17 protein-coding genes and 2 tRNA genes are annotated in these 20,043 nt (G+C 59.0%); 6 read left to right on the top strand and 13 right to left on the bottom strand.

Annotation, left to right across the window (positions count from 1 at the left end):
• Window positions 1-29: 29 nt before the first annotated feature.
• From lon to mqnB, 7 genes are all read right to left on the bottom strand, one after another.
• Window positions 30-2,492, bottom strand: coding sequence for an endopeptidase La (gene lon, locus DESLA_RS0110795; protein ID WP_051434598.1), 2,463 nt, complete (start codon window positions 2,490-2,492; stop codon window positions 30-32).
• Between the two features lie 34 nt (window positions 2,493-2,526).
• Complete coding sequence (clpX, locus tag DESLA_RS0110790; RefSeq protein ID WP_028572450.1) at window positions 2,527-3,774, bottom strand: ATP-dependent Clp protease ATP-binding subunit ClpX; 1,248 nt, start codon at window positions 3,772-3,774, stop codon at window positions 2,527-2,529.
• An 8-nt stretch (window positions 3,775-3,782) separates the two neighbouring features.
• Window positions 3,783-4,379 carry an ATP-dependent Clp endopeptidase proteolytic subunit ClpP gene (gene clpP / locus DESLA_RS0110785; protein ID WP_028572449.1) on the bottom strand — a complete coding sequence of 199 codons (597 nt, stop codon included), beginning with the start codon at window positions 4,377-4,379 and terminating at the stop codon, window positions 3,783-3,785.
• A gap of 205 nt (window positions 4,380-4,584) precedes the next feature.
• Window positions 4,585-5,931 (bottom strand): trigger factor, encoded by a 1,347-nt coding sequence (gene tig / locus DESLA_RS0110780; RefSeq protein ID WP_028572448.1) that lies wholly within the window; start codon window positions 5,929-5,931, stop codon window positions 4,585-4,587.
• A 226-nt stretch (window positions 5,932-6,157) separates the two neighbouring features.
• Window positions 6,158-6,241, bottom strand: a tRNA-Leu gene (locus DESLA_RS0110775).
• A 396-nt stretch (window positions 6,242-6,637) separates the two neighbouring features.
• Window positions 6,638-7,462, bottom strand: a complete 825-nt coding sequence (locus DESLA_RS20040) for a 1,4-dihydroxy-6-naphtoate synthase (protein ID WP_035261711.1) — start codon at window positions 7,460-7,462, stop codon at window positions 6,638-6,640.
• Entirely contained in the window at window positions 7,450-8,244 is a 795-nt protein-coding gene (gene mqnB, locus DESLA_RS0110765) for a futalosine hydrolase (RefSeq protein ID WP_035261708.1), read from the bottom strand. The genes DESLA_RS20040 and mqnB overlap by 13 nt, the downstream gene beginning before the upstream one ends.
• 101 nt (window positions 8,245-8,345) lie before the next feature.
• Between mqnB and DESLA_RS0110760 the strand changes: the two genes are divergently transcribed.
• Entirely contained in the window at window positions 8,346-8,537 is a 192-nt protein-coding gene (locus DESLA_RS0110760; RefSeq protein WP_337833221.1) for a DUF2065 domain-containing protein, read from the top strand.
• Here DESLA_RS0110760 and DESLA_RS0110755 read toward each other — a convergent pair.
• The 5 genes from DESLA_RS0110755 to DESLA_RS20035 all read right to left on the bottom strand — a co-directional run bounded on the left by DESLA_RS0110755 (window position 8,534) and on the right by DESLA_RS20035 (window position 14,981).
• A complete protein-coding gene (locus DESLA_RS0110755; RefSeq protein ID WP_028572445.1) occupies window positions 8,534-9,283 on the bottom strand; it encodes a ubiquinone/menaquinone biosynthesis methyltransferase in 750 nt (249 codons plus the stop codon). The genes DESLA_RS0110760 and DESLA_RS0110755 overlap by 4 nt on opposite strands.
• Before the next feature lie 19 nt (window positions 9,284-9,302).
• Window positions 9,303-9,497, bottom strand: a complete 195-nt coding sequence (locus DESLA_RS0110750) for a hypothetical protein (RefSeq protein ID WP_028572444.1) — start codon at window positions 9,495-9,497, stop codon at window positions 9,303-9,305.
• A gap of 116 nt (window positions 9,498-9,613) precedes the next feature.
• Complete coding sequence (locus DESLA_RS0110745; protein WP_156932932.1) at window positions 9,614-11,338, bottom strand: coiled-coil domain-containing protein; 1,725 nt, start codon at window positions 11,336-11,338, stop codon at window positions 9,614-9,616.
• Window positions 11,339-11,474: 136 nt separating this feature from the next.
• Window positions 11,475-11,870 carry a cytochrome c3 family protein gene (locus DESLA_RS0110740; protein WP_028572442.1) on the bottom strand — a complete coding sequence of 132 codons (396 nt, stop codon included), beginning with the start codon at window positions 11,868-11,870 and terminating at the stop codon, window positions 11,475-11,477.
• A gap of 171 nt (window positions 11,871-12,041) precedes the next feature.
• A complete protein-coding gene (locus DESLA_RS20035; protein WP_035261705.1) occupies window positions 12,042-14,981 on the bottom strand; it encodes an insulinase family protein in 2,940 nt (979 codons plus the stop codon).
• 188 nt (window positions 14,982-15,169) lie between these two features.
• Between DESLA_RS20035 and DESLA_RS0110730 the strand changes: the two genes are divergently transcribed.
• The 4 genes from DESLA_RS0110730 (at window position 15,170) to DESLA_RS0110715 (ending at window position 17,523) form a co-directional block, all read left to right on the top strand.
• Window positions 15,170-15,841: an adenylate kinase gene (locus DESLA_RS0110730; protein ID WP_028572441.1), complete on the top strand. Its 672-nt coding sequence runs from the start codon at window positions 15,170-15,172 to the stop codon at window positions 15,839-15,841.
• Window positions 15,842-15,909: 68 nt separating this feature from the next.
• Window positions 15,910-16,782, top strand: a complete 873-nt coding sequence (locus DESLA_RS20030) for a menaquinone biosynthesis protein (RefSeq protein ID WP_051434597.1) — start codon at window positions 15,910-15,912, stop codon at window positions 16,780-16,782.
• Window positions 16,783-16,861: 79 nt separating this feature from the next.
• Window positions 16,862-17,320, top strand: a complete 459-nt coding sequence (locus DESLA_RS0110720; RefSeq protein ID WP_028572440.1) for a hypothetical protein — start codon at window positions 16,862-16,864, stop codon at window positions 17,318-17,320.
• Between the two features lie 127 nt (window positions 17,321-17,447).
• A tRNA-Thr gene (locus tag DESLA_RS0110715) sits at window positions 17,448-17,523 on the top strand.
• 142 nt (window positions 17,524-17,665) lie between these two features.
• Here DESLA_RS0110715 and rdgC read toward each other — a convergent pair.
• Window positions 17,666-18,787 carry a recombination-associated protein RdgC gene (gene rdgC, locus DESLA_RS0110710; RefSeq protein ID WP_028572439.1) on the bottom strand — a complete coding sequence of 374 codons (1,122 nt, stop codon included), beginning with the start codon at window positions 18,785-18,787 and terminating at the stop codon, window positions 17,666-17,668.
• Window positions 18,788-19,096: 309 nt separating this feature from the next.
• On the opposite strand from rdgC, the gene mtgA reads away from it, so the two are divergent.
• A complete protein-coding gene (mtgA, locus tag DESLA_RS0110705) occupies window positions 19,097-19,951 on the top strand; it encodes a monofunctional biosynthetic peptidoglycan transglycosylase (protein ID WP_245590046.1) in 855 nt (284 codons plus the stop codon).
• The last annotated feature ends 92 nt before the right edge of the window (window positions 19,952-20,043 follow it).

Here is a 20,043-nt window from a genome sequence, read left to right as displayed (position 1 = left end):
GTTCCTGTGGCGGGTATCGCTTGCCTCGTTTACTGCGTCCTGGGCTGATGTTCCTCTTTGAGCAGTCGGCGGGACAGGGGCAGAATGTCCGTGGGGGGGACGCAGAAAATGTCTTCGCGCACGCCCACGGTCAGGGCGTGGCAGAGGACTTCGTCCATGTGTTCCACGGTGATGATTTCCAGGTCCTTGAGGATGTTTGCCGGGACTTCTTTGAGATCCTTGGCGTTGTCCGCCGGGATGATCACCTTGGCGATCAACCCGCGGTGCGCGGCCAGAAGTTTTTCCCGGACTCCGCCGATGGGCAGTACGCGGCCGCGCAGGGTGATTTCCCCGGTCATGGCCAGGTCGTTGCGCACCGGCAGGTTGAGCAGGGCCGAGATCACGCTGGTGGCCAGGGTGATTCCGGCGGAGGGGCCGTCCTTGGGCGTGGCGCCTTCCGGAACGTGGATGTGGATGTCGATTTCCTTGTAAAAGTCCGGGCGCAGTCCGAACAGGTCCGAGCGGGAGCGGACATAGCTCCAGGCGGCCCGGGCCGACTCCTGCATCACGTCGCCCAGCTTGCCGGTGATCTCCACCTTGCCGGTGCCCGGCATCAGGGAGACCTCCACCAGAAGCAGTTCACCTCCCATTTCGGTCCAGGCCAGTCCCGTGGCCACACCGGGCTGGGACCGCTCCTCCCGCTCGCCGTAGCGAAACTTCGCCACGCCCAGGTACGTGGCGACCATGGTCTTGCTCACGGCCACGGGCTTGTCGGCCCGTCCTTCCTCCACCACCTTGCGGGCCACCTTGCGACAGATGGAGGCCATTTCCCGCTCCAGGTTGCGCACTCCGGCCTCTCGGGTGTAGCGGCGGATGATCTCCAGAACCGCGCCCTCGGAAAAGGTCATGTCCGAAGCGGTCAGGCCGTGCTTGGTCAGCAGGCGGGGCGTTAAAAAGTCCTTGGCGATGCGTGTCTTTTCCACTTCCAGGTAGCCGGGCAGGCGGATGATCTCCATGCGGTCCCGCAAGGGGCCGGGAATGGAGTGCAGGGTGTTGGCCGTGGTGATGAAGAAGATCTTGGACAGATCGTAATCCAGATCCAGATAGTGATCGCTGAAGGCGTCGTTCTGTTCCGGGTCCAACACTTCCAGAAGCGCGGCGGACGGATCGCCTCGGAAATCCGTGCTCATCTTGTCCACTTCGTCCAGGCAGAACACCGGGTTATTGAATTTCACCCGCCGCAGGGACTGGATGATCTTGCCCGGCAGGGCTCCGATGTAGGTCCGCCGGTGGCCGCGAATCTCGGCCTCGTCCCGGACACCGCCCAAGGAGATGCGCACGAACTCCCGACCCATGGCCCGGGCCACGGATTTGGCCAAAGAGGTCTTGCCCACGCCGGGAGGCCCGACCAGGCAGAGGATCGGGCCCTTGATCTTCTCCACCAGGGTCTGCACGGCCAGGTATTCCAGAATCCGCTCCTTGGGCTTGTCCAGGGCGAAATGGTCCTCGTCCAGGATGGTCTGGGCGGCCTTGAGGTCCAGGGAGGTGGGTTGGATGGCGTTCCAAGGCAGGTTCAGTATCCAATCCACGTAGTTGCGGACCACGGTGAATTCCGCGGACTGCGGCGACATCTGCCGTAGTTTTTTGATTTCCTTGGCGCATTTTTCCCGAGCCTCGTTGGGCAGATCCAGGGCTTCAAGTTGTTTGGCCAATTCTTCGAGTTCCTGGCCGGCCTCCTCCTCGCCCCGCCCCATTTCCTTCTGGATGGCCTTGATCTGCTCGTTGAGGTAGAAATCCCGGTGGTTGCGCTCCATCTGCTGCTTGACTCGGCTTTTGACCTTTTTTTCCAGGGACGTCAGCTCAATGTCCTTGAGCAGCAACTCGTAGGCGTTTTCCAGGCGAACCTGGGGATTGGGCTGTTCCAGGGCCGCCTGTTTGTCCGCGAAGGGAACTTTCAAGTGCGGCATCAGGCTGTCCGCCAGTCGCCCCGGAGTATTCAGGGAGTTGATGGCGGCCATGGTTTCCGGAGCCAGCTTCTTATTGATCTTGGCGTAGTCCTGGAGGGAGTCCTGGACCGCTCGGATCAAGGCCAGGGCCTCCGGTGTGGCCGCGTCCTCGCCGACCATTCCGTGGGCCAGGACCATGGGGTATCCGGGCTCAATCTCCTGGATGCCGTACTCCTTGGACCACGTGGCTCGGTAAAGTCCCTCGAACAGCACCTTGATGGTCCCGTCCGGAAGCCGGAGCAACTGCAGAATCCGGCTGACCGTGCCTAGGTCGTACAGGTCGTCGGGGGACGGGTCCTCGGCCTCGGGATGTTTTTGGGTGACCAGGTAGATCTGCTTGTCGAACTTGTTCAGTGCGCGCTCAATGGCCCGAATGGACGTCTCACGTCCGACGAACAACGGCATGATGGCCCGCGGGAACATGACCACTTCCCGCAAGGTCATCAACGGCAGATGAATTTCCGGCGCGACGCCGATCTGGTTTTTTTTCTCTTTCTTCTCCGGCATGGGCTATCCTTTGCAAAGGCACGCGGCCTTGCGCTCAGGCGGTCTTGACTTCCTGCTCGTAAATCAACAGCGGTTCGGATTCGTTCTCCACCACGGACTGGTTGACCACGCACTCCTTGACGCCGGTCAGCGACGGCAGCCGGTAGGAGATGTTCAGCATGATGGTCTCCAGCACGTTGCGCAGCCCTCGGGCCCCGGTCTTGCGCTCAATGGCCTGGCGGGCGATGCCCCGCAGGGAGTCCTGGGTAAAGCGCAAGCGGACGTTCTCCATCTCGAACAATTTTTGGTATTGCTTGATCAGGGCGTTCTTCGGCTCGGTCAGGATGCGGACCAGGTCGTCCTCCGTCAGGTCCTTGAGCGAGGCAAGAATGGGCAGCCGTCCCACCAGTTCGGGGATAAAGCCGAACTTGATCAGATCCATGGGCTGGACTTGGTCCAGGAAGGAGCAGGCATCCTCGTTATTGGGCGACGTCAGGGCGGCTCCGAAGCCCATGCACTTGGATTGGGTGCGTTGCTGAATGATCCGTTCCAGACCGATGAACGCCCCGCCAACGATGAACAGGATGTTGGAGGTGTTCATCCGGATGTATTCCTGCTGAGGATGCTTGCGTCCGCCCTTTGGGGGGATGTTGGCCTCCGTGCCCTCGATGATCTTCAGCAGGGCCTGCTGGACACCTTCGCCGGAGACGTCCCGGGTGATGGAGGGACTGTCGGAGCGGCGGGAGACCTTGTCGATCTCGTCGATGTAGATGATCCCCTTGGAGGCCGTTTCGATGTCGAAGTCCGCGTTCTGGAGCAGCTGCACCAGAATGTTTTCCACGTCCTCGCCCACGTATCCGGCTTCGGTCAGGGTGGTGGCGTCGGCGATGGCAAAGGGAACTTTCAAGATCCGAGCCAGGGTTTTGGCCAGCAAGGTCTTGCCCGAGCCCGTGGGGCCCATCAACAGGATGTTGCTTTTGTCCAACTCTACGCCGTCGGTCATCTGCGGGGCGTAGAAGACCCGCTTATAGTGATTGTGCACGGCCACGGAGAGGATTTTCTTGGCCTGCTGCTGTCCGATTACGAATTCGTCCAGCTTCCTGTGCAGTTCCTCCGGAGTCAGCAGTCGTCCGTCCTGCAGCTCCGTTTCCATGTCGTCCTGGTTGATGATTTCCTCGCACAGGATGACGCATTCGTCGCAGATGTACACGTCCGGTCCGGCGATCAGCCGACGAACTTGGTCCTGACTCTTACCGCAAAACGAGCATCCCAAATGCGGCTGATTGGATTTCTTTTTGGCCATACAAACCTCTACGATGACTTCAGTTGCGATCTGGAGGAGAGAATCTTGTCGATCAGCCCGTAGTCCACTGCTTCCTGCGCACTCATGAAATAGTCCCGCTCCGTATCGTGGCGGACCTTTGCCAGGTCCGCGCCGGTGTGCGAGGCCAGGATTTCGCTGAGTTTTTCCTTCAGGCGGATGATTTCCCTGGCCTGAATGTCGATGTCCGTGGCCTGGCCCTGGAAACCGCCCATGGGTTGGTGGATCAGGATTCGGCTGTTAGGCAGGGCGTAGCGCATTCCCTTGGCTCCGGCGGTGAGCAGCAACGCACCCATGCTGGCGGCCTGTCCGAGGCAAAGCGTGGCCACCGGGGAGGATATGTACTGCATGGTGTCGTAGATGGCCAAACCGGCGGTGACGGAGCCCCCGGGGGAATTGATGTACATGTTGATTTCTTTTTCCGGGTTCTCGGATTCCAGAAAAAGAAGCTGGGAACAAACTAAGTTGGCGACGTAATCGTCAATGGCCGTTCCCAGGATCAAAATCCTGTCCTTGAGCAGACGCGAATACAGGTCGTAGGCCCGTTCCGTCCGCCCCGTGGTTTCTATGACGATGGGCACGCCCATGGGCATGGTGTTTCCTCCTGGAGTTGAGTGGCCGACAGCGAAGCCCGCGGCCGGCGAGAGGTCGCGGACCCGTGAAGAGGTGGGACGCGGTCGTTCTTACGCGATTCTGTAGGTAGCAATCAAAACGACAAAGGCAAGCCCGCCGCCCCGGAATGTTTCGGGGGGAGCGGGCTTGCCGACGTTCCTCGCGGCATGGCGCAAGGGGTCACGACATTGCTTCGGTTTGGGATTCGGCGTTTTCAGAGTCGGATTCCTCGGCCCGTTGGGGGTCGACCTCCGTGATCCGGGCCTTGGAGTAGATCAATTCGATGGCCTTGTCCGCCAGGATGCGGTCGCTGACGGCCGGCATCAGGTTGTTCTGCTCGTGAAAATGCTTCAATCCCTGAGCGTCCTGCCCGGTCTGCTGGGCCATGTCTCGGAAGAAGGCATCGATTTCCATGGGCGAAACGCGCAGGTTCTCCTTGGTGGCCACGGCCAAAAGAAACAGCTGGGATTTGACGAGATCTTCCGCCTTGGACCGGAACTGTTCCCGGATTTCCTCCATGGGCTTGCCCAGGGCCTCGATGCGCTTGCCCATCCGTTCCAGACGATGCTGCATTTCTTCGACCATTCGATCGATGTGCTCGGTAACCATGGACTCGGGCAAGGCAAAATCCACCTGCGAGGTCAGGTCGTCCAGGATCTTCTTTTGCGCGGCGGCTTTGTTCACGCGTTTTCGAGATTCGACGTACGATTTCTCGATGGCCTCACGCAGCTGCTCCACGGAATCGAAATTGCCGGCTTTCTTGGCCAGTTCCGCGTCCACTTCCGGGAGCTTCTTCTGTTTGATCTCCTGGAGTTTCACGTTCATGGTCACGGTTTTTCCGGCCAGCGCGTCGTTGAGGAAGTCCTCCGGAAAGGAGATATCCGATTCCGTGCCTTGGCCGGGACGGATGCCCTGGATCAGGGCTTCGAACTCCGGCAGCGCCTGTCCCTGACCCAACTCCAGTTGAAAATTCTCGGCCTTGAAGTCGTCGAGGGTTCTGCCGTCCAGGGATGCGTAAAAATCCACGACCACCACGTCTCCGTCCTGAGCGGGACGATCCTCTTCCAGGGGGACGATTTCCGCCATGTTCCGCCGAATCCGGTCCACGACCAATTGCGTGTCGTGCTCGCTGGCCTGGGCTTTTTCCTCTTCCACGGCGACGCCTTCGTAGGACGGCAGTTCAAACTCCGGGGCCACTTCAAAACTGATGGTGTATTCAAAGGGCTGGTCCCTGACCAATTCGCCGGCATCCACGTCGATTCTCGAGAGCGGCTTGACCTGCATCTCGTTGATCACCTCGTTGATGTGGCAGTTGATCAGGTCGTTGGTGGCCTCTTCGTAGATCTTCTTTTTGAACATGCCCTCAATGACGGACGAGGGCACCTTGCCCTTGCGGAAGCCCTTGATCACGGCGTCCTTGCGATACAGGGCAATGGCCACGGCCAAGGCCGAATTGACCTCTTCCGGCGGGGTGACGATTTTCACGGTGCGTTTGACCGGTGTCGGCTCGAGCACTTCATGCTGCATATGAACGATTCCTCCTTGGAGTTATTGACGAAAAAAGGCGAGGCCGCTCGACCTGGCCGAAGCGGCGCAATCGCGAGAGAGGTCCGCTCGTGGCGGAAAGGCCGCCGCACGGAATTCTCTCAAGGTAAAAAGTGGAAAAGTATATCGTTTTTATTAAAAAACCGCAATGAATGAGAAGGCCGCCGAGCCGAGGCCGCATTGCGCGGCGCGACACGGCCGGTTGAAGTGGTGCGAGAGGGGGGACTCGAACCCCCACGGACAAGCCGCCAGATCCTAAGTCTGGTGCGTCTACCAGTTCCGCCACCCTCGCGTATCGTGGAAATAAAGAGAAAGAGCTGTTTCCGGGGGGAAAGTAGTCAGGAGGAGGACGACGTGTCAACAGCGCGGTACGCGGCGACCAGGGCGAATTCGTTCTCGATTCTCACGGGCTATTCGGATCGGTATCGAAATCGTGATCAAAATCGGCTAGAAGTAAACTCGTCACAAGGCCTGACAACAGGCTTGTTTGGACATCAATTCCAATTTCGATTCGATTTCGATAACTGAGTGTTGAAAAAGTCCTTATCCGGCAGTCCGTTCAAAAACCCCAAGTGCAAGGAGCAAAAAAAGTTCAAGGTCGAAGCGTATTTATTCATACGTGAGAGTTTGAACTTTTTGCAGCGACGCAGCAATTGGGAGTTTTTCAACGGACTGATAACGTCCACGTTTATGCATGGATCATCCCATTCAGGTATTCCAAGGCGCGCGCGCCTTCCTCGTCCATATCCCGGCTGTAATGATTGACATACGTTCGGATATGGGTCCGGAGCACTTCGTCGTCCATTTCCTGAGCCAGGGCACGGACCAGGGGCCAGATGGAGTCCGGGGCGTGGGACGCATGGCTCAGGCTGGCCTGAATCCGCCCAGTGATCCACTCCAACGTCTCAATGCCCAGAGTCCGCCGTCCAAGGATGCACCCCAGGGGCAGGGGCAGGCCGTTCGTTCGTTCGTCCCACCAGCGGCCGAGATCCAGGATGCAGGACAGCCCGTACCTGTCCAGCAGCAGGGCGCTTTCATGGATCAAAAGCCCGGCATCCACCTCGCCGCGCAGCACCATGTCCACGATTCGGTCATAGCGCACCGGAATCAACTCCACCGGTTCGGTCCAGGCTCGGCGCAACAGAGCCGCGGCCGTGGTTCCCAGGCCCGGCACGGCGATGGTCCGCGGAGCGCCTGAAGGAGATGAGGATGAGGTGGGAGGGGAGGTCACCAGCTTCGGTCCATGCACCTTGCTGAACGCTCCTCCCGCCGGGAGCAGGACGTAATCGTCCAGCAGTTCCAAGGCCTGGGCAGCGGAAACCTTGATCACGTCGTATTCTCTTCGAACAGCGGCCTCGTTGAGCACCTGCACGTCCTCCCAGATGAAGGACGCGGTTCGGTCCGGCAAGGGGGCGCATTGGCCGAGCACCCAAGCGCCGAAGATGAACGTGTCGTTGGGACACGGAGAAACGGCCACGGTCAGGGGCAAGGGCGGCGTGATCAGTTCGGACATGGAGTTCCCTCAATATCGCCGAGCAGTGCGGATGCAACCAGGGCCAAGCGTTGCTTGGCGCCGTTCAGGTCCCAGTGCGCGGCATCCCTGGAACCCACCAGGTTGGAGATGGTTCGCACCTGCACGAAGGGCACCCGGATGAGAGAACAGGTCCAGGCCAGGGCGAACCCTTCCATGGTTTCGATGTCGCAGGCGTATCGGGTCCGCAGGGCCTCGGCCCGCTCCGGCGTGCCGGACACTCCGGCCACCGTCAGGCCGACCGCTTTGGTCAGGCCGGAAATATCCAGTCCCATTTGGCGGGCACAGCTTTCCGGCGTGAGTCGCAGTCGATCCCAGACCGGCTCGCCGTCGGCTTTGCCCTGGGCCAATCCGATGCCCCTGGGGTCAAGCTCGGAAGCGGTCAACAGGCCGTACTCCGGCCAGATTTCCTTTGTCGTCACCACGGTCGTTCCCAGAGGCAGCCGTTCCAGGGAAAAGGCCCCGGCCACGCCCAGGTTCAGCACGCCAACGGGTTCAGATGCGTTTCCCGATGAACCGGTCGACAGGCTGCCCAGCAGACGCCCCAGGGAGATTCCGGCGTTCACCGGTCCAACCCCGGTAACCAGCAGGATCAGTTCACCACAGGGCCGTCCCTGAAGTCCCCCTTTGGAAACGCCCAGCCGGCTCCATGCATGCTCCACCGGCACGTGTCGGGAAAGACCCGGAAAAGCGGCCCGCATCTCCATGACCGTGGCCGTGGCCACGATCAGGATGCGTTTGGTGGCGAATGACGGGGATTGCATGCAGGGCGACCTGTTGATGTCCCGTTGTGGGAAATGGGGGGCTCATGCCGTTCTGGACAAAGTCCCAGGGGAAGCGATATCAGCCGCTGATGACGTTTGACATGCAACTGTTGTTGGCGGCTCTCGGCCTGGCCTTGATCATGGAAGGCATCCCCTATTTTCTGTGGTCCGAAAAGATGCCCGAGTATTTGCGGTTTCTCTCCGAACGACCGCCGTCCACGCTGCGCAAAATGGGCTTGGCGGCGATTATCGCCGGTTTGTTTTTTTTTGCCCTGGCCCGAAAGTTTTTTTAGACTTCACGCTCCGTCCCGGCTTTCTCGGCGATGTGCAGCTGTACGATCCCGAAGGTCATGGGCACGGAGTAGGCTCGGGCAAACCCTGCCTGAAGCAGTTCCCCGCACAACGTCCCGGCGTCCGGAAATTCCTGGATCGATTCGGCGAGGTAGCGGTAGGCCTGGGGGTCACCGGAGAATATCCGTCCGATCAGGGGCAGGACGCGGTGCAGGTAAAGGTTGTAGAATCCGCGAAGGATTTTTTGACGGCCTGCCCCGAACTCCAGAATACAGAATCGCCCTCCCGGCGTGAGCACTCGGAGCACTTCCCGATACGCCGCTTCCCTGGGGCGAATGTTGCGGATTCCGAAGGCGATGGTCACGCAGTCCACGCATTCGTCCCGGGCGGGCAGAGCCCGTCCATCCGCCACCACCGGCTGGATGCGTGGGCGTGAAAGGCTGCCTCCTTCTTCTCCCTTACCGCGAATCTTGCGCTGTCCGCGACGCAGCATGGGCTCGGAGAAATCCATGGCCACGACGTCCACGTCCGGCATATGGCGGACGATTTCCCGGGATACGTCCAGGGTGCCGGCGGCCAAATCCAGGACCCGGTTGGTCCGGTGAACCCGGACGCAGCGTCTGAGACGTTTGCGCCAGACGACGTCGCACCCCAGGCTCAGGAAGTGATTCAGAAAATCGTACCAAGGCGCGATGCGTCCGAACAGGCCGACGACGCGGCGTCCATGATCCTTGTGGTCCGGGTTCATGCCGGTGCCGCCATGGACGTCACGTTGCCGCCTCCGGGTCGTCGTCGCCTTCCGGCGTACCGGTCCCGGCCTCGTTGCGAATAGTGCCGAGAACGGAGCGGTAAATGTCCCCGAACAGCTCCGGAAAGGTGTTCGGAGAAATCCGATTCGTTTCGATGAACTTGACCACGATTTCCTTGGTCACCTGCAGGGCCTGCTTTTGCGTCTGATCCATCCTCGCGACCTCCACGGCAAAGAAAAAACCCGCCCTGGGGAAATGGCCTTGACCACCATGATCAATGACCGGGCGGGTTAAAAACGGAAAAACCGGATGGCCCTCCCGTATTTTAACTATTGTTCAGCCTCTTCCTCTTCCCGGCTCATGGCCTGGATTTCTTCACGGATGATCCGCGCGGCGGCCAGCGGGACGGCCTTGTCCATCTCGTCCGTCAGTTCTCTTCGCAGCTCCGTCCGCAAGGATCCCAAACGCTCGTCCAGCAGCGCGGCCAGTTCATCCCGCCATCCATCCGGGAACGCGGCGACGTCCGCTTCCTGCTCGCCGGTCCGGGGCGATTCCTGTTCCTGACGCAGGGCTTGCCATTCACCCTGTAACGCCTTGAACTTGTCTTGGAGTTTGGCCCAGTAGTTCAAGGAGTTTTCCAGGTCCTTGGCCAGGGCGTTCTTCTGCCCGTCCCAGTCCTCGCGCATGCTCCCCATTTCTTGACGGATCGTCTCCAAAAGGCGCGCTTCGAGATGGTCTTCCCGCTCCTGAAGCGTGGAAGCAAGTGATTCGTCCGGATTTTCCTCCGGGGCGGAGGCAGCGACCTGACTCTGGGCCAATTCCTCAATCCGTTCCCTGAGCGCATCCTGGCCCGCGGCGAGTTCGGCTATTCGCGGGTCTTCCGGTTGATCGCCGTCGTCTTGTTTCAGTTCATCCAATGAGGACGCAAGCTTTTGTGCGATGTCTTCCTGGATGGACGCCTTGTATTCTTCCAGCCGTTTTTCCAAGTGCTCCGCAAAGCTCTCTTCAAGGCGTTCTTTCAGTCGCTGCTCGACCTCAGCGGACATGGACTCGGAAAGTTTGGCCAGTTCGGCGTCGACGAGTTTGGCGACGGCGGTCTCCGTTTGTTCCGCCATGCCGTCCACCGTCCGTTGCACGGAGTCCACCCGCGACCCGACACGTTCGTCTATTCGCTGGTCCATTTGGACCAGCAGGCCGTCCAGATCAGGTTCAGGGACGTCGACTTGGGGCGACTCCCGATTTTCCAAAGCGGCCAAACGATCTTCAAATTCTTGCAGACGCTGTAAAACGGATTCAGGCGAGGCTGCCTTGGGCGTGGAGGCCTCGTCCAAGGCGGGGTCCTGGTTTGCGGTTTTCTCGGTAATGGAGGCAACGTCTTCAAGGACTTCATCGGTCGTGCCCAGGTCCGTTTCCAGGGCGGTTTCCGGTTCCAAGCCTGACTCCGGATCTGTTTCCGGCACGTCCTGAAGGTCTGTTTCAGCCTTCATTTCGGAGTCAGCGGTCGCGGCATCCGAGAGATCCGGCGAGACATCAACTGAAGTGGCCGTCGGGGCACTCGCCGTTTCGGGCTTGGCCTCGTCCAGACCCAGACCGTCCAGTTCCGCCAACCAGTCCGGTTCATCCGTCGATTGCGGCGCAGCCTCGGTGGACGCGTCTGAATCCCGTTCGTTCTTTTGTTTCGGTTGGGCGTCCTCATCGAATAATTTTTCGAAATCCTCCCCGAAATCCAGGGCCGAATCTTCACCAGCGGACATGCCGTCAGTCTGGTCCGAAGCCTCCGGGGCTTGGTCGCCCTTGTCCTCGAACAGGTCGTCCAGGTCCAGCGTATCCGAGTCCGGTTCGCCTTTCTTGCCTGACGCGCCACCCTGACCATCCTTCTCGGGGGGGCCAAGGTCCGCGAAAATCTGGTCGATTTCCCTTTCCAGATCCAGATCGTCCAGGGTTTCGTCCGTCGCGGCGGAAGGCTTGGCGGTCTTGAGGTTCGGCGTTTCGGGGTGACCCTCTTCAACGATGTCGGTCAGGTCGATGATTTCGTCTTTGGCGGCACTGGGCATGGTCCCTTCCTTGGCAAAAGTGACGGTCGTTGCGTCTTGGACAGCGTCTGCATAAACCATGACCACCGCAAAAAACAAGAGGGACCGCGGCTGACCGCGGCCCCTCCTGAATTGCGGAAGCCGTCAGGGAAAACGATTAGTCCCTGGGGTGACAACCGGTGCAGGCCACTGGACCGGTGGGCAGTTCCTGCTGACGCAGGTCGCGGTGACAACCAATGCACGAATCGTGATAGGCCTTCTCAAAGTAGAGAATGTCTCTGCGCTCTTCGGGCGTCTCCGGGTAGATCAGGTCGTGACAGCCGGCGTCCATACAGCCTTCATTGACGTCTCCGGTGTGGTGACAGTCGTAGCAATCAATGTCCGCATGCACGGAGTGCGGGAAGGGAATGGACTGTTGCTTCGGCTCATAATCTCCGCCAGGCTTGGGGATCATGTAGTCGTCGCCAGGTACGTCGGCGGCGTTCAGGTTCGGCAGAACAAATGCGAACACCAGAGCAACCGCGGCCAAAATCGAAATGATAGACTTTTTCATCGTGATTCACCTCCTTTTTCGTGGGATTGTGTAAAAAAGAACTTGCCTGAAAGCATTATGGCAGGACTCCGGATGAAGTCAAGGTGGAAAACCGGCGGCGCATGATCGTGCCTCGTCTCTCGGGTAATCATTGAACACGTCTTCATTCTTGCTGAACCACTCATGCCGTAATCAGAGGACACTGGTCGTACGCAAATCCTGGAGCAGGTCGCGGCCTGTTTGCGAGGCGGCCGCCTCGTTGAGGGCCGTCTCCCCGCCCATGACCACCACCCGGCCCTGTTCGCCGAAGGCGTCCAGGACGTCGGCCACGGCCCGAAAATCCGCCGCGGAGCAAGCCAGGATTTCCTCGCGGACCCGTTGGCGGAACGCGTCGTCCTGGTTGGTCAGAAAGCGGCGCAGAGAGACATGGCCTTTGGCGTCCGGCAGCAGGTGAGCGTCCAGATCGCCGATGGCCCCGACCACGGCCTTGTTCAACTCGTCCTCGCCGATGGGGTTCGTGCGCAGATAGCCGGCCGTTGTGTCGAAGGCCTCCAAGGTTTTGACGATATTTGGGTCCCGATAGGAAACCATGGTCAGCCCGCGACTCAAGGCGTCGAAAATGCAAAACGCGCCGTAAGCCCCGCCTTTGACCCGAATCCGGTCCCAGAGCCACGCTGTACGCAGGTACCGGGTCACCACCATCAGCGCGCCCAGGGAACAAGGCAGATCCTTGGGAGCCCGTGCTCCCTTGCCCACGTAGTTCACCGGCGCGGGGATGGTCAGGGCCTCGCCTTTCTCAGCCGGCAGAAGCTTCCAGGCGGAATTGAGTGATTCGACGGTTGCGCGGCTTGGTAGACCGTCCAAAAAGCTCTTGAGCTTCGGCTCCATGGCGGTGAAAAGCTCCTGTTCCGTGGTCACGTTGACCACCATCGAGGTCCTGTCCAACAGGCGACCCAAAACGGATCGCAACCGGTCTTGGACCCGTTCCCAGTCGGTTTCGACTTCCTGGATCAACTTCCGAAGAAAGAAGAGATAGGAAATGCCGTTCATCTGCTCCCCGGCCTGGTCCGCGAGGGAAAAACCGGCCCGCAGTCGGGTGTTGACCAGGGTATGGCCGCGAGGGATGAGCATTCTCTCAAATCCGGCCTTTTCTTCCAGGATGAGCTGGGTGAAGCGGCGACGGTCATCCAGGGCCGGCGCCAGCAGCATATCGGTGAAAATGGCCAGCAGCTCATCCACCCCGTGGTCCATGGCCTTGCCTCGCAGGAAAAGCCACGCCGCGGGATCATCGTCATCCGCGGCGCGTTTCGACGAGGTGAACAACTCCGGCCAGATCCCGCCGGTTTTGCGACTGATCCGGGTGGCCAGGGCGGCGTAATCTTCCTTTTCCGTGCCGATCTCCACCAGAACCTTGCCCAGCAGGGCGGCGTGGGGCAGGTCTTCCGGGGACAAACGACGCAGATCCAGCCCCAGTTCCAGGTGGACGATGCGGGTGGTGAACTGGTCGTGAAACAGGACGCGGCAGCCGTCCCAGTCCAGGTCGGCCCGCGGAATGTGCTTGCCGGAGTGGTCCAGATCGGCCCGGGTCAGCCCCGGAATGGTCGCCAAACTCCTCGGCGAATCCGGAGTTTCCTGCCAGGCTTTGAGCTTTTCCGTTTGTCGCCGAACAGCCTCCAAACCCGCCGCGTCCAGGCAGGCCCGGGCCTCGGCCAGCCGCGCTTCCTCGTCCCGGCGCATTCTTTCGCCCAGTGCGGGGTCCGGCGTCAGGAGCACGATGCCATGGTGCGGATTGTCCAGCAGTCGGTCCTGGATCATGGTCTCGAAGATGCGTTTCCCGGACAGGAGATCCTCCTTCAGCCGCTTCAGATCCGCTTCAAAGGCCAGCCCTTCCAGGGGGTCGGCGTCGTGCAGCCAGAGGATCAAGGCCTGAAGCATGACCGCCAAGCCACGTGGAAAGCGTCCGCTGTTGCGCTCGCGCAACCGGAACTCCACGCTGTTCAGGGCCGCCTCGATCAGATCCGCGGGGACGCCGTCGCGAACCAGCTCTGCCAGTGTCTCCCGGATCAGGCTCTCCACCCGGTCGGCGTCCTCCACCCGCATCCCTCGCAGACCCGTGGAAAAATAAAGCTGGCGCAGCTCCGCCTCCAGACCGACCCCGGCCAGATCATCGCCCAGGCCGGAGTCGATCAATGCCTTGCGCAAGGGCGAGGAGGGCATCTCCACCAGCAGGAATTCCAGAATCTGCCAGGCCAAGGCGTCGCGCACGTCCAGGGCGTCTCCCACCACCCAGTTCAGGGTGAGCATGGCCTGACCGTCGCTCTTTTCCCCGGCGCTGACCGGATATCCACGGGTTTGACGGGTCGGCGCGGTAAATGGAGCTTGGCGCTGAACGTGGGAATCCACCTCCAGGCGGTCGAACTCGCGCAAGGCTTCGCTGATCAGGGCCAGCCGCTGCTCTGGGTCGTCGTCACCGGAAAAATAAATGAACGCGTTGGAAGGATGATAGTAGCGCCGATGGAAGTCGAGAAATTGCTCGAAGGTCAACTCCGGGATGCGTTCCGGGTTGCCTCCGGAATCCAGTCCGTAGGTGGTGTCCGGAAAAAGTGATTGCTGGGAGTATTCGGACAGCAGGCCGTCGGGGGAGGCGTAGGCGCCCTTCATTTCATTATAGACCACGCCCTGGATGGACAAGGCTCCGTCCGCGTCCACTTCGTAATGCCAGCCCTCCTGGCCGAAGACCTCCGGGGTCAGACGGGGATGAAAGACCGCGTCCAGATAGACGTCGATCAGGTTGTAAAAATCCTTGCTGTTCTGGCTGGCAACGGGATAACAGGTTTTGTCCGGATAGGTGAAGGCGTTCAAAAAAGTTTGCAGCGAGCCTTTGAGCAGCTCGACGAACGGCTCCTTCACGGGGTATTTGCGCGACCCGCACAACACGGAATGCTCCAGGATATGCGCCACCCCGGTGGAGTCGGCCGGCGGGGTCCGAAAACTGATCCCGAAAACCTTGTTCTCGTCGTTATTGACCAGGGACAACAGTCTGGCCCCGGTTCGGTCGTGGCGATACAGAAAGGCCCGGGACTGAAGTTCGGTGATGAAGGTTTCCTTGAGCAACGTGAAATCGTGGGGCATGGTTGGTATTCTCCCTGGAACGGTATGGATTGGCGACGGACGAGAAGCATGTCCGCAAGATGGATTCGTAATCGCGAAAAAGAAAAATCAATCAATGGGGTAAGTTTGGCGACCCGGTTCATTGACATTGACAGCTGACGGAGGTCAAGGTATCGCCTTGTAACTTTTATCACAAGGAGGATTGTGGCGTGAATATTTTGATGTTTGGTCCCAACGGCAGTGGAAAGGGCACCCAGGGGTCCCTGATCAAATCGAAGTACAGTCTGGCGCACATCGAATCCGGCGGCATTTTCCGGGAGCACATCGGAAAGGGCACGGACCTGGGCAAGAAGGCCAAGGAATTTATCGACCGCGGCGACCTGGTCCCGGACGACGTGACCATTCCCATGGTCCTGGAGACCCTGAAGACCCAGGGCAAAGACGGCTGGTTGCTGGACGGCTTTCCCCGGAACATGGTCCAGGCCCAGAAGCTCTGGGAAGCCCTGCAACAGGCCGGCATGAAGCTGGACTACGTCGTGGAGATCCTGCTTCCCCGCGAAACGGCCAAGAACCGGATCATGGGCCGTCGCCTCTGCGCCAACGATCCCAACCACCCCAACAACATCTTCATCGACGCCATTAAACCCGACGGCGACAAGTGTCGCGTCTGCGGCGGCGACCTGAAGGCCCGGGCCGACGACCAGGATGAAGGCGCCATCAACAAACGGCACGACATCTACTACGACACCACCACCGGCACCCTGGCCGCGGCGTATTTCTACAAGGATTTGGCCGCCAAGGGGCAGACCAACTACATTGAACTCAACGGCGAAGGCAGCATCGACTCCATCAAGGACACCCTGCTGTCCCAACTGCCCTAGCCCGATCTCCCGTCGGCCTCGGCCTTCGCCCGCTGCGGGGCGGGGCCGACGGCGAGAGGAAGAAGGCCATGCTCCGCATCGGACGGATCGACTACCTGAACGTCTGGCCCCTGTTTCACGGGCTTCAGCAGCGCCTGGATCCCGAAACACAGGCCCTGACCCGGATCGTGGCCGGACATCCCGCGGACCTGAACAAGGCCCTGGCTGAAGCAAGACTTGACGTCGCGCCCTCTTCCTCTTTTGAATACTTGTCCCGGGCGGACAGATACACCTTGCTGCCCGACTTGAGTATCAGTTCCGACGGGCCGGTCCGCAGCGTCCTGCTGGCCTGCCCGTTTCCGGTTTCGGAAATGCCGAAACGTTTGGCATCCGGGCTCCGGGTGGGGCTTTCCTCCGCATCGGCAAGTTCCACGGCGTTGCTGCGGGTTTTATGGCGGTTTCACTGGCAATGGCCGGAGCCGGAATGGGTCGAGCGGCACCCCGGTCAAGAGCTGGACAAGGGTATGCCGTTTCTGGAAATAGGAGACTTCGCCTTGCGGCTGCATTGCGATCCGCCGCGAGGATGGCATTTGATCGATCTCGGTCAGGCGTGGCGAGCGTTCACGAACCTCCCCTTTGTTTTCGGAGTCTGGATGGTTCGGCGCAATCTGTCACCCAGTGTCGAACATCTTTTAACGTGCGCCGCCGAGGCGCTCTACGCGGCGTCTCGGGAATTTCGGGACGACCCTTTTCCGCTGGCCGCCCGGCTGGAACGGCCGGACTGGCTGACCGTGAAGGATTTACAGGAATATTGGCAGTGCATTCGCTATACGTTCGGCCCGAAAGAGCAGGCCGGACTGGTGTTGTTCGGCGATTTCGTTCGCCGCCTGGGCATGATTCCCGCGGTCCCCGGATTGACCTGGAGCCGCCCGAGCAAGAGTGATTTCGCCTTGGCTGCTTGATAAACGACCAATCTTTGAGTACTGAGCGCAAAACGGTTACGGACCCCGTCTCATCAACAATGGAATAAGGAGGATCTCAATGAGTGCCGCGGAACATCAAGCCGCTTCAACAGCCGAAGCCCCCAAGGCTGGTTACAAACCTATCGACGAAGAAGCTTTCGAAATGAAAACCGGCAGTGATCTGGGCAAGGCCGCCCTGTTCGTCGCCCTGTTGGCCGTCGTCCTGATGGTCATTCTCTATTTCTCCCAGCAGCAGAGCATCACCGGCGTGACCGAAAAGCTGGATGAAGTTCAAGGCGTGAAGCAAGAGTTGGTCGCGGTTCAGGGCCAGATGGCCGACTTGGAAGGCGAAATGGAAGCCCTGGTTGAGAGCCTGAAGGACCTGCCCAAGGAAGCCAAGCGCGTGGTTCTCTCCAGCATGCTCACCGAGTCCGCGAATAAGATCAACTACCTGAGCACCCAGGTGGAAACGCAGGCTCAGCAGTCCAAGCTGCAAGAGATCCAGAAAATGCTTGAGGAAGTCCAAGCCGAACTGTAATCCGCCGCTTCGGTGCGGCCATCCCGGTGAGCGCCGGCTGGCTTCCGGGAAAAGATGAAAGAAACCGGCAAGGAGCATATTGCCGGTCGCGACTTGTCGGCTTTTTGAATATACCGCCACCACCAACGCCGACGTAGCTCAGTTGGTAGAGCAGCTGATTCGTAATCAGCAGGCCAGGAGTTCAAATCTCCTCGTCGGCTCCAGGAAAAAAAAATCAAGGGTTTGCGATGAAAATCGCAAACCCTTTTTTAATGCTGGAAGTATTTTGTCCAACTCCTGTCCAAAGAATGGGGTCCACTTCACCTCCGGCGTACTCGGCTTTCCGACGATGGCCGACGCTGTGCCCTATACTGCACGGGTGTCCGGAGTTGCTCCTACTTCCTTACCTTCATCCTGCTTGCCCGGCGCTAATCGATTTGCCCATGCAGCGATCTCTCTTTCCAGGGCCGGGGTCCAGGCAGCGAGAAACTCCTTGTACAGGTCGTCCCACATCTGAAAGAACCGTTCGACCAGGAAGAATTTTTCCAGAAATACTCCGTCCAGGTCTTCCTTGTCCTGAACATCGACCTTGGGCGTTTTGACGTTCATCTCGAAGTTTGCGCTCACGCTGGCCGACCAGGATTCCTGGGTGTTTTCGTCGTTCAGGGTCAGGTTGGCCGCTGAGATGCGCTTGGCGTCGGCCATGGCGATGAGCAGTTCATCCATGGGGTCGCCCTGCCAGCCGGAGACCGTGCATTTTTCCAGACCGTCGCCGACGAGCTTTTCCAAAGCCACTTTCCCGCCGGACTCCAGGTGCACCCCGTTGATGGACCCGCCATCCACGGCTGTGCGCAACAAGTGGGCCAGGAACAACGAGGGGACTGTGGTCGGCAAAGGGGCGTCATAGGCGTCGATGCCAGCCTCGAACACCTCTTCGGCCCGTTTTTGACCCGCCAGGCGTCTGGCCAGCCAGGCTGGAGTCAGGCGTTCCAGTTCCACGCCGAAGGTTTGCTCGAAAAGCTCGGTGAAGGTTTCCACCGCGAACTTGTTGTTGGAGAAGAAATAGACCACCTCTTCCTGCGGAGCGTAGAGCACGTCGATGGTCCGGGCCTCGGGCTGGGTCTTCATCAGCAGGTGCAGCTTGGTCTGTTCCTTGATCTCCTGACGCCGGTCCTTGGGCACGGCCTTGCCCTCCCGGTCGGCTTCTTCCGTGATGCGTTTCTTGGCCAGACGGCTCAACACAGCGGGCTTGACTTTGCGCGTATCGATGCGCAAGGCCCAGGTGTACAGCACCCCCTTCTGAATCGGGGTCAGGGCGAACGTCGTATCGTCCATGTCATCGATGGAGGTCCAGCCGACGGAAAGCTCTTCGGCTGATTTCTCGATATCCTGGAAAGCGAAGGCGGTCAGCCTTTCCTTGAAGTCAGCGACATCCAGGCTAGGCAGGGCAAAACGCGATATTTGCGAAGAGGAACTGAAAAATCCCATGAAATATTTCTCCTTTATCTGAGTGTTGAAAACGTCCTTTGTCGGCAGTCCGTTCAAGAAAAAGCTATTCGGACACGTCCTGTGTCCGGCCCCTACGGGCTGTGGCTTCGCCACATTATCGATTTGCCATCCTGGCAATCGAATCAAGGTCGAAGCGTATTTATTGATACGTGAGAGTTTGAACTTTTTGCCGCGACGCAGCAATTGGGAGTTTTTCAACGTTATGGTTTCACGGAAACGACATGCGCATCAGGGTGGTAACAAGCGAGCTTTCCCTAGAAGACGGCTGGCTGAAGGTCAAGGAACGCCATGCGGCTCGTCCTGGTTTTGATAATCCCTGGCTCCGGAAGACGTTCACGGCTTGGCTGGCGATTCGGTGAGCTGCAGCAATCGACAAATAATCAAGTTTTGAAAATGTTTAAAAGAAATAAATCAAGAAAAACAAGCTCAAAAGCGAAGAAGCGGCTAATTCTCGCTAAATTTATCGTACGAATGGTTGCGTTTACGGTTTTTACCTTGGTGATTGTTTCAGTTTTCCTGATAGGAATTCTTCGCTTTGTTCCTCCCCCAACCAGTGCGTTCATGGTCAAAAGACAATTGGACGGCTTGTTTCAGCAGGACAAGTCTGCACGAATCCATTACCAATGGGTAGACTGGGAGTTCATATCGCCGCACATGGGCCTTGCCGTGGTTGCGTCTGAGGACCAGAAGTTTCCACACCACAGAGGGTTTGATTTTCAATCCATTAGTGACGCTCTGGAAGAAAGGCGAACCAAAGGGCGAATTCGTGGAGCCAGCACTATAACACAGCAGGCAGCCAAGAATCTTTTTCTGTGGGAAGGCCAAAGTTTTGTGCGCAAAGGTTTTGAAGCTTGGTTTGCGTTATTGATGGAGATGCTCTGGTCCAAGAGACGGATTCTGGAAATATATCTCAACATCGCGGAGTTTGGGGACGGCGTCTATGGGGTGCAATCAGCGGCAGTAATATTCCTCGGTAAGGAGCCTTCTCAGCTGACCAGGAGAGAGGCTGCGCTCATGGCCGCCGTGTTGCCCAATCCAAAAAGGTTCAGCATTGTTGCCCCTTCCGGGTACATGCAGCAAAGAACCCGGCAAATTGAGAGGCAGATGAACAATCTCGGTGCGTCCTACCTGAAGCATCTCTGAACGTTGAGGAAGGGATGTCATGATGGCTGAAAACTGTGCGCTCTGTAAATCTAGAGCTGGATTGATACAGATTTTCTGCTTACTCCAGCAAT

The organism is Desulfonatronum lacustre DSM 10312, assembly GCF_000519265.1.
GTDB classification, from domain to species: domain Bacteria; phylum Desulfobacterota; class Desulfovibrionia; order Desulfovibrionales; family Desulfonatronaceae; genus Desulfonatronum; species Desulfonatronum lacustre.
This window is presented reverse-complemented; position numbering and strand designations above follow the sequence as displayed.